This is a genomic window from Schaalia naturae (assembly GCF_042665795.1).
GTDB classification, from domain to species: domain Bacteria; phylum Actinomycetota; class Actinomycetes; order Actinomycetales; family Actinomycetaceae; genus Pauljensenia; species Pauljensenia naturae.
Map to the genome: position 1 here is coordinate 1293527 of NZ_JBHTEF010000001.1, position 14492 is coordinate 1308018.

The 14492-nt window shown below is 71.2% G+C and carries 12 protein-coding genes and 2 tRNA genes; 5 read left to right on the forward strand and 9 right to left on the reverse strand.

Translation table 11 applies throughout. The annotated features are described in order from the left end of the window. The first annotated feature begins 48 nt into the window (after positions 1 to 48). On the forward strand, positions 49 to 582 hold the full coding sequence (locus ACFQWG_RS05630) for a GNAT family N-acetyltransferase (protein WP_380972988.1): 534 nt from the start codon (positions 49 to 51) through the stop codon (positions 580 to 582). Here ACFQWG_RS05630 and ACFQWG_RS05635 read toward each other — a convergent pair. Together ACFQWG_RS05635 and leuS are read right to left on the reverse strand one after the other, a co-directional pair. Further along, positions 579 to 1484, reverse strand: coding sequence for an Fpg/Nei family DNA glycosylase (locus ACFQWG_RS05635; protein WP_380972990.1), 906 nt, complete (start codon positions 1482 to 1484; stop codon positions 579 to 581). The two genes, ACFQWG_RS05630 and ACFQWG_RS05635, sit on opposite strands and share 4 nt — an antisense overlap. Next, on the reverse strand, positions 1477 to 4437 hold the full coding sequence (gene leuS / locus ACFQWG_RS05640; RefSeq protein WP_380972993.1) for a leucine--tRNA ligase: 2961 nt from the start codon (positions 4435 to 4437) through the stop codon (positions 1477 to 1479). Before leuS ends, ACFQWG_RS05635 begins: the two co-directional genes overlap by 8 nt. A 146-nt stretch (positions 4438 to 4583) precedes the next feature. On the opposite strand from leuS, the gene ACFQWG_RS05645 reads away from it, so the two are divergent. Further along, on the forward strand, positions 4584 to 5030 hold the full coding sequence (locus ACFQWG_RS05645; protein WP_380972996.1) for an HIT family protein: 447 nt from the start codon (positions 4584 to 4586) through the stop codon (positions 5028 to 5030). On the opposite strand, the gene ACFQWG_RS05650 is transcribed toward ACFQWG_RS05645, so the two are convergent. Then, positions 5031 to 5786, reverse strand: a complete 756-nt coding sequence (locus ACFQWG_RS05650) for a metal-dependent transcriptional regulator (protein WP_380972998.1) — start codon at positions 5784 to 5786, stop codon at positions 5031 to 5033. 106 nt (positions 5787 to 5892) lie between these two features. Here ACFQWG_RS05650 and ACFQWG_RS05655 point away from each other — a divergent pair. Then, positions 5893 to 5965 (forward strand) — tRNA-Lys (locus tag ACFQWG_RS05655). 83 nt (positions 5966 to 6048) lie between these two features. Next, positions 6049 to 6606, forward strand: coding sequence for a hypothetical protein (locus ACFQWG_RS05660; RefSeq protein ID WP_380973001.1), 558 nt, complete (start codon positions 6049 to 6051; stop codon positions 6604 to 6606). A 19-nt stretch (positions 6607 to 6625) separates the two neighbouring features. On the opposite strand, the gene ACFQWG_RS05665 is transcribed toward ACFQWG_RS05660, so the two are convergent. From ACFQWG_RS05665 to ACFQWG_RS05675, 3 genes are all read right to left on the reverse strand, one after another. Continuing rightward, the gene (locus ACFQWG_RS05665; protein WP_380973004.1) at positions 6626 to 7102 is read right to left on the reverse strand and encodes a peroxiredoxin; all 477 of its coding nucleotides are present in this window, start codon (positions 7100 to 7102) and stop codon (positions 6626 to 6628) included. Positions 7103 to 7106: 4 nt separating this feature from the next. Beyond that, on the reverse strand, positions 7107 to 7697 hold the full coding sequence (locus tag ACFQWG_RS05670; protein WP_380973007.1) for a DUF805 domain-containing protein: 591 nt from the start codon (positions 7695 to 7697) through the stop codon (positions 7107 to 7109). Positions 7698 to 7759: 62 nt separating this feature from the next. Next, positions 7760 to 7841, reverse strand: a tRNA-Leu gene (locus ACFQWG_RS05675). Positions 7842 to 7898: 57 nt separating this feature from the next. Between ACFQWG_RS05675 and ACFQWG_RS05680 the strand changes: the two genes are divergently transcribed. Then, positions 7899 to 8423: an NUDIX hydrolase gene (locus ACFQWG_RS05680; protein WP_380973009.1), complete on the forward strand. Its 525-nt coding sequence runs from the start codon at positions 7899 to 7901 to the stop codon at positions 8421 to 8423. Between the two features lie 23 nt (positions 8424 to 8446). Here the strand turns inward: ACFQWG_RS05680 and ACFQWG_RS05685 are convergent, their stop codons facing one another. The 3 genes from ACFQWG_RS05685 to ACFQWG_RS05695 are packed head-to-tail and all read right to left on the reverse strand — an operon-like array spanning position 8447 to position 14479. Next, positions 8447 to 10489, reverse strand: coding sequence for a S9 family peptidase (locus ACFQWG_RS05685; protein WP_380973012.1), 2043 nt, complete (start codon positions 10487 to 10489; stop codon positions 8447 to 8449). 53 nt (positions 10490 to 10542) lie between these two features. Next, a complete protein-coding gene (locus ACFQWG_RS05690) occupies positions 10543 to 11010 on the reverse strand; it encodes a GNAT family N-acetyltransferase (RefSeq protein WP_380973015.1) in 468 nt (155 codons plus the stop codon). 25 nt (positions 11011 to 11035) lie between these two features. Then, a complete protein-coding gene (locus ACFQWG_RS05695; protein ID WP_380973018.1) occupies positions 11036 to 14479 on the reverse strand; it encodes an ATP-binding cassette domain-containing protein in 3444 nt (1147 codons plus the stop codon). Positions 14480 to 14492 lie beyond the last annotated feature (13 nt).

Consider the following 14492-nt stretch of genomic DNA (forward strand, 5'->3'; position numbering starts at 1 on the left):
TCCCGCGAAGCCCGCCCTGATGTGTCCCACATCACCTAGTCTGGGATCATGACTCAGCGAACGTTACGAGCGCGGTTGGAGGCGCTGGCCGAGGCCGAGCGGCCCCCGGGCCTCGAGCTGGCGACGCTGACGCGCTACGACATCCCGGCCCTGGCCGCCCTGCACCTGGTCGCCTACGACTCCCCCGAGATCGCCGAGAACCTGTGGGAGGCCACCGACGAGTTGCGCATGGCGTTCGACGGAGCCTTCGGCGCCCCCCGCGACGACTCCTTCATCGGGGCCTGGCAGGACGGGGAGCTGGTGGGCGCGGTCCTCTGCGTGACGGATGCCGACCTGGAGGACGCCCCGCCCGGCCCCTACATCATCGACACCATGGTCGCACCGGACCACCGACGCCGCGGCATCGCGACCGCGCTGGTCCTCGAGCTGGCCAGGCGCTGCCGGGCGTGGGGCTACGAGGAGGTCGCGCTCAACGTCGACATGCGCACCGCCCCCGGCGCGGCCAGACTCTATGAGCTCGTGGGCTTCGACGACGACGCGCCGGCGGACCAGGGCGCGACGGGCTCCGGGACACCCGGCTAACGCTGGCAGGACGGGCACCAGAAGAGGCGCCGCCCCTGCATGGCCTGCTCCCGCACGGGCGTCCCGCAGCGCAGGCACGGCCGGCCGGTGCGGTGGTAGACGTACCAGCGCGACGCCTCGGGATCGCCCGACAGAGGCGGCTCGGGCGCGTCCCCGGGGTCCACGGTCTCGATGCGCCCGGCCTCCAGGCCGTGCGCCATCAGCCGGCAGACGATGTCCCAGAGCGCGCCCAGCCTGGTCCGGGACACCCGGTCGCCGCGCCTCAGAGGGGAGACGCCCGCCAGGAACAGCGACTCCGCCCGGTAGATGTTGCCCACGCCCGCCACGATCGACTGGTCCATGACCAGCTCGCCCACCGCGCGGCGACGGGCGCGGACACCGTCGACGAAGCGCCGCCGGGCCGCCCCGTCGGTGGAGGCGCCCGGGGCCAGGGGATCCGGGCCGAGCGCCGCCTCGACGGACCGCCGCTCGGCGTCCGAGAGCAGCTCGCACCGCGTGGGCCCGGAGAGGTCGGCGACCCCGTGGTCCGTGGACAGCCTCACGCGGACCTGGCCGACGGGCTCGGGCGGGCGCCAGGCGCCCTCCCTCGGGGAGGCGGCCTCCACCGGCACGCGGGGCGCCCCGATGGAGGGCGGCGCCGCGAAGTCCTCATCGCCCGCGAAGCGCCACGATCCGTACAAGCCCAGATGGACGTGCAGCCAGAGCGGCTCCGCCGGGGGCGCCCCCACGAAGCCGACGAAGAGGTGCTTGCCCACGGCGTGCGCCCCCGCCACCGTCCGCCCGTCGATCCGGGCGGCCGAGGCCGCGAACCGTCCCTGCGGGGAGGACACGCGGCACGCGCGGCCCGCGAACTCCTGGTCGAAAGTGGCGGCGAGTCGGTGGAGGACGTCTCCCTCAGGCATGCGGCGGCGCGGCTCTCACGCCCGCGGGGGGGACGACGTTGACGAGCCTCGGCGCTCTCACGACCACCTTGAGGGGATCACGCCCGTCCAGGATGCGGCGCACCGGATCCGTCGCCAGGGCGAGCCCGCGCAGCTCCTCCTCGCCGATGGAGGGCGCGACCTCGAGGCGGGCGCGGACCTTGCCGTCCACCTGCACGATCGCCGTCACCGTCTCCTCGACCAGCAGGGACTCATCGGCCACCGGGAACGGCTCGCGCGCAAGCGAGTCCCCATGGCCCAGGCGCGACCACAGCTCCTCGGAGATGTGCGGGGCCACGGGGGAGACCATGAGCACCAGCGGCTCGATCGCCTCCCTCGGCACCGCGGACAGCCCGGTGAGGTGGTTGTTGAGCACGATGAGCTTCGCGATCGCTGTGTTGATGCGCATGTGCTCGTACTCGACCGTGACATCGGCGATCGTGCGGGCCAGCAGCCGGCTCGTGGCCAGGTCGGCGGGCTCGTCGGTGACGGTGACCCGGCCCGTCTGCTCGTCGAGGACGTTGCGCCACAGACGCTGGAGGAAACGCTGGGAGCCCACGGCCGCGCGCGTGTCCCAGGGGCGCGAGATGTCCAGCGGCCCCATCGACATCTCGTAGACGCGCAGGGTGTCCGCCCCGTACTGGTCGGCGAAGTCATCGGGGGTGACGATGTTCTTCAGGGACTTCCCCATCTTCCCGTACTCCTGGGTGACGGGTTCGCCGTGCCAGGTGAAGCCGGTCTGGGCGTCGCCCTCGACCTCGTCGGCGGGCACATAGGCGCCGCGCGCGTCGCGGTAGGCGTAGGCCTGGATGTAGCCCTGGTTGAACAGCTTGTGGAACGGCTCCGACGCGGAGACGTGTCCGAGGTCGAAGAGGACCTTCTGCCAGAAGCGCGAGTAGAGCAGGTGGAGCACCGCGTGCTCGACGCCGCCGACGTAGAGGTCGGTGCCACCGGAGGCGCCGGGGGTGCGCGGCCCCATCCAGTAGGACTCGTTCGCCGGGTCCGCGAGCCGCTCGACGTTGTCGGGGTCCGTGTAGCGGATCTCGTAGGAGCACGACCCCGCCCAGTTCGGCATCGTGTTCGTGTCGCGGCGGTAGGTCTGCAGGCCTTCCCCGAGGTCGAGGTCGACGGTCAGCCACTCCGTGGCCCGGGACAACGGCGTCTCGGGCGTCGAGCCTGAGTCCTCCGGGTCGAAGGTGCGCGGCGAGAAGTCGTCGACCTCGGGCAGCGTGATGGGAAGCATGTCCTCGGGCAGGGCGTGGACGCGCCCGTCGTCGCCGTAGACCACGGGGAAGGGCTCCCCCCAGTAGCGCTGGCGGCTGAACAGCCAGTCGCGCAGGCGGTAGGTCGTCGTCGCGCGGCCGAGCCCCCGCTCCTCGAGCCACCGCGTCATCGCCGCGATGGCGGCCCCCCTGCCGAGGCCGTTGAGGTCCAGGGCCCCGTCGGGGCGCGCGGAGTTGACCAGCACGCCGTCGCCCGTCCAGGCGGCCGCATCGGAGTCGAAGCCCGCTGGAGGGGTGATGGTCGTGATGATGTCCAGGTCGAACGTCCTCGCGAAGGCGAAGTCGCGGTCGTCGTGGGCGGGCACCGCCATGATCGCGCCCGTGCCGTAGCCCATGAGGACGTAGTCGGCGACGAAGACCGGCACCCGGCCCCCCGTGACCGGGTTCACGCCGAAGAGGCCGGTGAAGACGCCGGTCTTCTCCCCGGCCTCGGCGGTGCGCTCCTCCTCGGACTTCGCCGCGGCCGCCGCGCGGTAGCCGGCGACCGCCTCGGCCGGGGTGGCGAACCCGCCCGTCCAGGCCGCGCGCGTGCCCTCGGGCCACGCGTCGGGGACGGACAGCGCGCCTGCGGCCCCGAGAATCGGGTGCTCGGGCGCCACCACCATGAAGGTCGCGCCGAAGAGGGTGTCCGGCCGGGTGGTGAAGACCTCGAGCGCGGCGGAGGCCTGCGGATCCGCCACGCCGGGGGCGTCCTCGTCGATGCCGGCGAAGGACACGCCGGGGACGGCGAAACGCACGGTCGCCCCGTGGGAGCGCCCGATCCAGTGACGCTGCATGGAGCGGACCTTCTCCGGCCAGTCCACGCCGTCCAGGCCGTCGACCAACCGGTCGGCGTAGGCGGTGATGCGCATCATCCATTGGCGCATCGTCGTGTGGAAGACGGGGAAGTCGCCGCGCTCGGAGCGCCCGTCGGCGGTGACTTCCTCGTTGGCCAGGACCGTGCCCAGCCCGGGTGCCCAGTTGACGGGGGCCTCGGAGATGTAGGCCAGGCGGTGGCCGTCGATGAGGGAGGCCCGCTCCGTGGGGGACAGGTCGGCCCATGCCCGCCCATCCGGGGTCGGGCGCTCGCCGGAGGCGAACTCGGCCTCGAGTTCGGCGATGGGCCGGGCGCGTCCCAGGGTGCCCTCGCGGTTCGGCGCGGTCTCGTCGTACCAGGAGTTGAAGATCTGGAGGAAGATCCACTGAGTCCAGCGCATGTAGGCCGGATCCGTGGTGGCGAAGGACCGCCGCGTGTCGTGGGAGAGCCCCAGGCGCGCGAGCTGGCGCCGCATGTTCGCGATGTTCTGCTCCGTCGTGATGGCCGGATGCTGGCCGGTGGCGATGGCATACTGCTCGGCGGGCAGACCGAAGGCGTCGAAGCCCATCGTGTAGAGCACGTTCTGACGGCGCATTCGGTGGTAGCGCGCCACCGTGTCGGTGGCGATGTAGCCCAGCGGGTGCCCGACGTGCAGGCCCTTACCCGAGGGGTAGGGGAACATGTCCATGACGAAGAACGGCGGACGCTCGGCCAACGGGCCCGACAGGTCACCGACCGGGTTGTCGGCGCGGAACGTCTCCCGTTCCTCCCACAGCCCCTGCCATCTCGACTCGATCTCGCCCGCGACGCGGGCCGAGTAGCGGTGAGCCGGTTCGGCGTCGTCCGCAATCGTCATCGGCGTGTCCCCCTCCTGAAGTTCCGGTCCGGACCAGGCTAGCCCATCGTCCTGGCGCCCAGCCGGGCCCGACCGGTGCCCGGACCCGGGACCCGCCGCCGGGCGGAGCCCTGTCCTCACCCGAAGCGGTGGACCACAATGGGACCATGTCCACAGCATTCGAGAACATCATCGCCGGGGTCTGGCCGGGACGTTTCGTGTGGGCGGACGGCACCTGCGTCGCCTTCGCCACCATCGAGCCCATCGCGCCGGGCCATGTGCTGGTGGTCCCCCGCCACCCGTACGCGAAATGGACGGACGCGCCCGAGGAGGTCCTCACCCGCCTCATGGCCGTCGCCCGCATCATCGGCATCGCTCAGGAGCGCGCTTTCGGCGTGGCCCGGTCCGGGCTCATCGTCGCCGGGTTCGAGGTGCCCCACACCCACGTCCACGTGGTGCCGATGCGCTCCGAGGCCGACGTCCTGCTTTCCCACGCCCGCCCGGCCTCCGACGGGGACCTCGATCGCGCGATGGAGTCGCTGCGCGCCGCGCTGGCCGAGGACGGGCACGGCCGCCATGTCCCGCCCAGGCTGGGCTCCCCCGAGCTCGCCTGATCAGGAGCCCGCGCCCGCCGCCTCCGGGGCACCGTCACCGGGGGCGTCCCGGTCGCGCACGAAGATCGAGGACGTGGCGATCTCCCCGAGGTCGACCGGCGTCGCCGCCTGCGACGAGGGCGCCGTCACCCGGACGCGCGTCGTCCCGATCGAGGGCGAACGGCGGACCACCTCGACGACGGCGTCGAGGACGACGCCGATCTCCTCCAGGTGGCGCAGCATCTCGGAGTCGGAGTCCGAGATGCGCACGACGGGGGCGGGCACGCCCTCTGGCAGACGGTCCAACGGCATCATCGGGGGGGCGTACCACGTGCCGTCGGCGGCCGGGATGGGGTCGCCGTGCGGATCGCGCAGCGGGAAGCCGAGCGCCCGGTCGAGATGTTCGAGAAGCGTGTCGGAGACCGCGTGCTCGAGCAGTTCGGCCTCCCGGTGGACCTCGTCCCAGGAGAAGCCGAGCTGCTCGAGCAGGTAGGTCTCCAGCAACCGGTGGCGCCGGACCATGCCGATCGCCACCTTGCGCCCCTCGTCGGTGAGCCGAGCCTTCTGGTAGGGCTCGTGAGAGACCAGTCCCATGTCGGTGAGGCGGCGGACGTTCTCCGAGGCGGTCGAGGCCACGACGCCCATCCGGGCAGCGAGATCCGTCACGCTGATGCCGGAGCCGCCCCATTCCTCGGCGGAGTAGATGACCTTGAGGTAATCCTGCGTGACCTGGGACTTCGGAGGTGGCGCCGAAGGAAGGACCTGCAGGTTCGCCATTGCCGTCCCTCTCTGTGCGCGTCACGGTCGGTGACCACTCTAGCGGCGTGGAGGATTTTGCATCCGGCCGCCGGCCGAGTATCATCTTCTCTTGTCGAGAGACGTCGCGCCATTAGCTCAATTGGCAGAGCAGCTGACTCTTAATCAGCGGGTTGGGGGTTCAATTCCCTCATGGCGCACCCATTGTCGAGGCGGCGGTGATGGCGCCGCCCCTTGTGGGCGGCTCATGTTCCTGGTTCGCTCTGCCACCCCAGGGGGTTCGATGCGCCGCCTCACCTCATCCGAACGTGATCTCCTCGATGCGATTGAGCATGCCCTGTTGTCGCGCAGGGCCTCCGCCATCACGCCCGAGACCATCGCCCAGGCCGCCCATCTGGTGCGCTCGATGACGGATCCCCGTCCCCAGATGGAGGATCTGGTGGGGCCCGTGTGCACGACGGCCGATGTCGGCGAGTGGCTGGGCATCACCCGTCAGGGCATCAACAAGGCCGTGCGCGAGAACCGCATCCTCGCGATCCAGTCGCCCTCGACGACGTGGTACTACCCCACCTGGCAGCTGCTCGACGACCACTCGGTCGTCCCCCAGATGTCTCAGGTGCTGGGGCGGCTGGTCGACCGGGTCGACCAGCTCACGGCCGCCCGATGGTTCTGGACCGCGAGCGCGGCGCTGGAGGGCGCCACGCCCGCCCGATGGCTGACGGACCAGCGCGACATCCACGCGGTCGTGCGCGCCGCCGAGTCCTATGCCAAGCGGCAGGCGAACCGTCAGTCAGATCGTCCGCTCTACGATCCGGAGATCGCGACGGCGTCGCGCGCCTGAGGGCGGGCTCTATCCGTCCTCAGGCGTCGAGCCCCAGGTCGCGGCGCAAACGCTGGACGTGCCCGGTTGCCTTGACGTTGTACTGGGCCAGGGCGACGCGCCCGTCAGGGGCGACGACCACCGTCGAGCGGATGATGCCCAGCGTCGTGCGCCCGTAGCTCGTCTTCTCGCCCCACGCGCCCCAGGGTTCGAGGACCATGCGATCCGGGTCCGAGGCGAGGGGGAAGTTGAGGCCCTGCTTCTCGGCGAAGCGCTCCAGGGCCGGCATCTGGTCGGCGCTGATGCCGACGACCGTGTAGCCCGCCCCCTTGAGCGTGTTGAGGTTGTCCCGGAAATCGCAGGCCTCGGTGGTGCAGCCCGGGGTCGAGGCCTTCGGATAGAAGTAGACGATGACCCCGCGGTCGGCCTGCGCGAGGAGCCGCGACAGCGTCACGGTCCCCTGGGTCGACTCCAGTGTGAAGTCCGGGGCCTGCTGGCCCGCCTCAAGCTCGCTCATGCGCTCATCTCCAGGTCCAGTTGATCGTCGGCGTCGGGTTGGCGTCCGTCCACTCCATCCTGCGCGCGGCCAGGTTGGTCGGCAAGGCGAGCAACACGATCAGGGCGATCCACCCGAGGAAGGGGAGCAGCAGGAGAAGGAGCAGCAGGGCCGAGAATCCGGCATCGTGCAGCCTGCGCGAGGCGACGGCCAGCCCCGGCACGACGAGGAGCAGGGAGGCCACGGAGAAGACGCCGGCGATCAGCGTCTCGAGAGCCCCGTCCCCGAGCAGTCGCAGGACGGCCGAGAACGCGGTGTTCAGGAGGAATCCGGCCAGGACCGCCCACCAGTATTCCGCACGCGAGGCGTAGCCCTGGAAATGCGCAGCCTTCTGGACGAAGCGGGAGATGGACTGCTTGAAGTCCGCGTCGTACCAGGCCTCGGTGAGAGGGGGCTCCCCTGCGCCCGCCGCGAACTGCGGGCCCCCCGTGTAGGGCTGGGGACCTGCTGCGTAGGGCTGGGGGCCCGGACCACCGGGCTGTCCGGCCGGGCCGGGATCCTGCGGAGGCTGCCCTTGCCAGGGTTCCTGCGGGTACTGCGGCGGCGTGTACGACATGGGTCAGTCCTTCCTGGGGACCTTCGGGGACCGCTCCGCGCCCCGATGGACGAGAGCGGTTGTGCGCGAGGTGGGATTCGAACCCACACGCCCGAGGGCACTGGGACCTAAACCCAGCGCGTCTGCCGATTCCGCCACTCGCGCGCATATCCATCCTACTGGCGGGCGGCCCGCGCCGGCAGTCCCGCCTACGATGGCCGCGTGTCCATCCATTCCTTCGCCCTGGTCCCCGCCGCCTACGTCATCCTGTTGCGCGGAGCCTCCCCCACGGGCCCCACCACCGAGGCCCTCCTCCAGCTGCGGCGCAACACCGGCTACATGGACGGCCACTGGGCCTGCGGTGCCGCCGGCCATGTCGAGCCGGGCGAGTCCGTTGTGGGCACGGCTGTGCGCGAAGCCCGGGAGGAGCTCGGCATCGGCCTGTCCCCCGCCGACCTCGCCCCGTTGACCGGCATGCATCGCACGAACGGAGGGAGCGAGCCCATCGAGCAGCGCGTCGACTGGTTCTTCGCCTGCCGGCGCTGGAGCGGCGAGCCCCGGGTCATGGAGCCGGGCAAGGACGCCGGACTGCGATGGTTCCCGCTCGGCGACCTGCCCGAGGCCGTGCCGCCCCATGAGCGCGAAGTGCTCGAGGCTGTGGCGTCCGGCCAGGTCCCCCCGGTGATGACCTTCGGTTTCGCCCCGGGCGAGGTGATCGACCGCTACGGCGTCGCCCGGCCCCACTGACCTGGCGAGGGCGTCGCCGCCGCTCAGCCCAGCAGGTCGGGACGGTCGAAGACCCGTCCCTGCAGGTGGGTGTCGAGAAAGGCGAGGAACGTCTCGTACCAGACCTGGGCGTTGCCGGGCTTGAGGATCCAGTGGCCCTCGTCCGGGAAGGAGAGGAAGCGGTGCCCGAGCTGCGGCGAGAGCCGCTGCAGGTCCGCCCACAGCTCGAGCGCCTGGGCGAAGGGCACGCGGTAGTCCCGGTCGCCGTGGATGACGAGCATCGGGACCCGGATGTCGGCCGCCGCCCGATGCGGCGACCACTGCCGGGCCTGCGGCGCCCCGCCGTCCACAGGAGCCGTCATCCACCGGTACCACGAGCCGTTGTCCGTGGTCGTGGCCATCGCTCCGACGTCCCATAGGCCCGCGTGGGTGACGACGCAGCGGAAGCGGGTGCCGGCGTGCCCGGCCGTCCAGTTCGCCAGGTACCCGCCGTACGAGCCGCCCGCGAAGCCCTGCCGGCTGGCGTCGATGTCCGGGCGGGCGACGGCGGCGTCCGCCAGCGCCATGATGTCGCTGACGGGCGCGTCGCCGATCGCGTCGTGGCCCCGCGCCGTCATCGCGCGCCCGTAGCCCAGCGAGATGCCGGGGTCGGGCAGCAGCACCGCGTAGCCGCGGGCGACGAAGGGCCATGGACTCCATCGCCACGTCCAGTCGTTCCAGGTCCCCCACGGGCCGCCGTGGGCGAACACGACGAGCGGGTGCGGGCCCTCCGCGTCGGGCAGGGCCAGCCAGGCGCGCAGCGGCGTGCCGTCCTGCGCCTGAGCGGCGACTTCGGTGAGCTCGCCGGGCAGTTCCAGGTCGGGCGCAAGTCCCGGGACGCCGGTGACGGCCGCCTGCCGGCGATCGGCCGGACCGGGGTCGAGGAACACGACCTGCGGGGCTTGCGCGATGGAGGATCGAAGCGCCACCAGACGGCCGCCCGACCAGGTCAGGGACGAGTAGGCGCACTCGTCGTCGGGGGTGACCAGGGTGGCGGTGCCGTCCGCCTCAGCCCGGTACACGCCTCCGCGGCCGCGCCGGGGCGCGCAGAACCACACGCTCTGGTCGTCGCCGATCGCCACCTCGGAGACCGCATCGTCGAAGGTGCTCGCCACGCGCGTGCGCTCCCCCGTCGCCAGGTCGACGCGCCACAGCGTGTCCTCGGCCGCCTGCCCCGGCAGGGGTGGCAGCTCGCGGTCCACCAGCGCCCACGTGCCGTCGGGCGACACGGCCAGCGGGGTCATGTCCGCCGCAGGATCGGCGGCCAGCAGCCGCGGCCCACCGGACCCGTTCAACGTCACGGCCCAGGTCTGGGACGTGGTGTCGATCCGCGTGCGGGCCTTCATGGCGATCACGGCGAGCGATCCGTCCGGGGCGGGCAGGACGTCGCCGAGGTCCCACTGGTCGACGCCGGCGGGCGCCTCGGGCAGGTCCACGGGGGTGAGCGGGAGCGGCGCGTCGTCGACGCCCGTGAGATCGGGCAGGGGCGCGGTGAAGAGGCGGCGCCGGGCCGGGCCCAGGTCGTGGTCCCAATAACGGATCGGGTAGTCGTCGTGCAGGACGGCGCTCACCTTCGCGTCGGAGCGCGCTTTGAGGCGCGCGTCGGAGTCCTCGGCGGTGTCCGCCCCTGGAGCCAGCCCGAGGACCAGCACCAGACGCCCACCGGCGGCGGCCAGGGACTCCGCGCCTCCGCGGTGGCGCAGGATCTCGCGGGCCTCGCCCCGCGGCGGCAGCATCCACACGGCGTCGCCCTTCTCCTCCGCCGACGGATCCTTCCGGGTGAAATAGACCTCGCCGCGCTCCCCCACTGCCAGGAGGGTCGCGGAGGCGCCGCCGGTGAGGGACGAGGACGCGGCCGGCTCGCCCGACCGGCCGGGCGCCTCGACGGAGACCAGCCGGTCGATGAAGGCGGCGCCGGCCTCGTCGACGTGGCGGAGGGTGGCGATCACCGTGCCGGACCGAGAGCCCGAGACCCCGGTGATGCGCGTGGCACGGGTGAAGGACGGCAGATCGGAGAAGGAGGGGTCATCGGGGGTCGCCATGGTCATGGGCCCAGCCTACGGCCCTTCGCGCCGGTCGCCCGCGCGATTCCTGCGGATCCTCAGGTGAGCGGCTTCGTCATCCGCTCGTTCGTCGTCGTGTAGCCCATCGACAGGTACAGCCCGCGGGCCACAGTGTTCGTGCTGAAGACGTCCAGGCTGATCGCCGCGGCGCCGTGGTCGCGCGCCCATTGCTCGGTGAGCTCCATGATGGCACGACCGTACCCGCGGCTGCGCAGGTCCTCCTCGACGTGGAGGTCCAGGACGTGGACCCGGGGTGGGTCGCCGCGCACCGCCAGCCAGATGGCCCCGACCTGTCGGCTCCCCTCCTGCGCGACGAGCACGCGGTGGCCCGGGGTGTCCAGCTTCCGGGGCATCAGGTCGTGGAGGATCCGTCGGGCGTGCTCGGGGGCGGAGGGGGCCGAGGCCTCCCCCGCCGCGATCAGCTCCTCGGCGAGCCCCGCGAGGCAGCGGCCGCGCCAGTGGGGGAACTCCGCGGCGCCGAGCGGCCGGAAGACGATGTCGGGCATGGGGACGAGGATAGTCGCGGAGCGCTCACTCGCTGCGCAGCGCCTCCACCGGGTCGGCGCGGGCGGCCGCCGAGGAGGGGAAGAGCCCGGCGAGGAAGGTGAGGCCCACCGAGATCGCCACCAGGATGGCGCCCGCCGTCACCGGGAGCTGGGCGACCTGGGGGATGCCGAACCGCGCGTCGACGATCGCGTTCGCCGGGAGGGTGAGCAGTAGCGTCACCCCGATGCCGATGATCCCGGCGACCAGGCCGATGATGATCGTCTCGGCGTTGAAAACGCGCCGGATGTCGCGTTTCGAGGCGCCGATGGACCGCAGGATCCCGATCTCCTTCTTGCGTTCGAGCACCGAGATGTAGGTGATGACGCCGATCATGATCGAGGACACGACCAGCGAGATCGCGACGAAGGCGGTGAGGACGTAGCTGACGACGTCGACGATGGTCGTCACCGAGGACATCAGCGTGCCCACGAGGTCCGTGTAGGTGATGACCTTGTCCTCCTCCCCCGCCTGCTCCCTGTCCGCGTTGTAGGCGTCGAGGATGTCGAGGATCCGCCCCTTGGACTCGAAGTCCTTCGGGTAGATGTCGATCTGGAACGGCTTGTCGAGATCCGCGTAGCCCAGCTTCGCGTAGTTGCCCTCGAGGGAGGCCTGTTGAGTGGTCATCATCGACATGAGGAGCTGGGAGAGCTGCTCCTCGTCCATGGTGAAGCGGAAAGCGCCGAGGAACGCGTCCTGGTCGATCCCCATGGCGCCCGACATGTTCTGGGCGAGTTGGGACATCGCCTGCGTCATCGCCGCGCCCACCGCGGAGGTGAGCTGGGTCTGCAGCGCGTCCCCGATCTGCGTCGACATCTGCGTCATCTGCGTCTGCAGCTGGGAGGCGATCTGCTGGGAAAGCTGGGCCGACACCTGGGCGAGGTAGGCCTGGGTGGCCTGCTGCATGTCGTCCGCCATCGCGGACTGGATCTGCGCCTGGAGCTCATCGGCGTGGGCCGCGACCTGCTCCTGGACGGCCTGGGAGAGGCGCGCCATGACCTGTGCGGAGAGGTCGGCGGTCGCGCCGTCCACGGCGGAGGTGAGCTCGTCGAGGATCGCCTGGCTGTCCGCCATGACGGCTTTCCCGGCATCCGTCTGCTGGAACGCGGCGAAGGCCGCCCCGATGTCCTCTCCGCAGGCCGCCTCCGGGTCGTTCGCGCAGTACTCGCCGAAGGCCACGGTGATCCTGGTGGCCACCTCCGCGAGCGCCTCCTGGTCGACCTCTCCGGCGGCCTCCTCGAGGATCGCGCCGTAGTCGATCCCGCTGAGCACCTCCGACAGGTCCACGCCTTCGATGAGCTGGCCGAGGTCGACGTCGCGGGCGACCTGCTCGAGGTCGAGCTCGGGCAGCTGGGCGGGGTCGATGCGGATATCGGAGAGGTCCAGGCCCGACAGGTCGAGCCCGGCGAGGCCGCCCGCGCCCACGAGCCCGGACAGATCCATGCCGGATAGGTCCAGGGAGGAGGCGTCGAGGGAGAGCGTGGAGCCGTCGAAGGTGAAGGCCTTCGCGATCGCGTCCTCGTCGACGCTGATCAGCTTGCTCATGTCGAAGTCCTCGCCGCCGTCGGCGCCCGCGGCCTCGTCGGTGAAAGATCGGCCTGTGAAGACGTCGATGCCGGGGTGGGCGATCTGGTCCCGCAGGATCGCCGTGCGGGAGGCGCGGTCGATGAGACGGGATGTGAGCGCCGGCGTGTAGTAGATCCCCGGGGACAGGGCCGTCGCCGTGGCCCCGTCCTTGGGCGCGACGACGCCCGAGATGCGCAGTTCGTCGCCGTCGTCGACCAGGTCCTTGAGGAAGGCCGCGTCCCCGCTCCGGTCCGTCCACACGTCGTAGGTGTCGTCATGGGCGTAGTAGCCCGTGGCGTCCACGACCTTGAAGGTGACGCCCATGAGCTCCTCGGGGGTGAACGAGGCGGTCTCGGTCGTCGCGCCCACGTCCTTGCCCTCGGCCAGCTGCTCGACCATCGCGTCGAGCTCGGAGGCGTCGCGCAGCCCCATCGCGTAGAGCATGTAGTCGGAGACCGTTCCGCCGGGCATGAGGACGACGACGGCCTCGTCGTAGTCCCGGGGCCAGGATCCCGCCACGACGTCGTACTGCTGCTCGACCAGGCTCGGGTCGCTCATCATCTGGCTGAAGACGCTGGTGCTCATGTAGGAGGACATCAACGAGCTCGTGGAGACGTCCGCGCCGAAACCGAGGGGCGCGAAGGTGCTGTCCGGGTTGACCTGGCGCACGCCGTCGGAGGTGTCGGACTGGAAGATCTGGGGCGTCACGTCGTAGGTGTACTCGATCGAGTTCGCCTGGGAGCGGATCCCGCCGCCGTCCTGATCGAGGTAGCCCTTGAGCGCCTCGAGGTCGTTGGAACCCACGCTGGAGAACATCGAGCCGACCACCGAGGCCTCGGGGATCTCCCCCGACGCGGCCGCGTCGCCCTCGTCGCCCTCTCCGCTCCCGGTCCCGCCCATGTCGGCGGACGCCACCATCATCGAGGTCATGTCCATGCCCTGGCTCTGGATCGTGAGCGGGTAGACGGACAGCGTGTCCTCCTCGACGCTCGCGATGTAGTTGTTCACGCCGTTGGCCAGCGCCAAGATCGTCGCGATCCCGATGATGCCGATGCTGCCCGCGAAGGACGTCATCAGCGTTCGGCCCTTCTTCGTCATGAGATTGCGGAAGGACAGGGACATCGCGGTGAGGAAGGACATCGCGGTGCGCCGGGCGGCCCGGGCTGGGCGCGTTCCCGCCGCGGCCGCGTCGAAGGGGTCGGTGTCGTCGCGCACCACCCCGTCGCGCAGGGTCACGGTGCGCGTCGCGTAGCGCTGGGCGAGCTCCGGGTTGTGCGTCACCATGACGACCAGCCGGTCGTGGGCGATCTCGGTGAGCAGGTCCATGATCTGCAGGCTGGTCGTCGAGTCCAGGGCGCCCGTGGGCTCGTCGGCGAGGACGATCTCCGGGTCGTTGATGAGGGCGCGGGCGATGGCGACCCGCTGCATCTGCCCGCCGGAGAGCTGGCTCGGCAACTTGCCGATGTGGTCGGCCAGCCCGACCCGGTCCAGAGCGGCCACCGCGCGCTGGCGGCGCTGCGCAGCCGGCACGCCGGACAGCGTCAGCGCCAGTTCGACGTTGGACAGGACCGTCTGGTGCGGGATCAGGTTGTAGCTCTGGAAGACGAAGCCGATGCGGTTGTTGCGGTAGGCGTCCCAGTCGCGGTCCCGGAAGCGCTTCGTCGAGATGCCGTCGATGACCAGGTCGCCCGCGTCGTAGTGGTCCAGCCCGCCGACGATGTTCAGCAGCGTCGTCTTGCCCGACCCCGAGGGGCCCAGGACGGCGACGAACTCGCTGTCGCGGAAGGCGATCGACACGTCGTCCAAGGCGACCTGGGTGAAGTCCGCGACGGTGTACGTCTTGCGGACATTGCGGAGCTCGAGCATGGGGCCTCCCGGG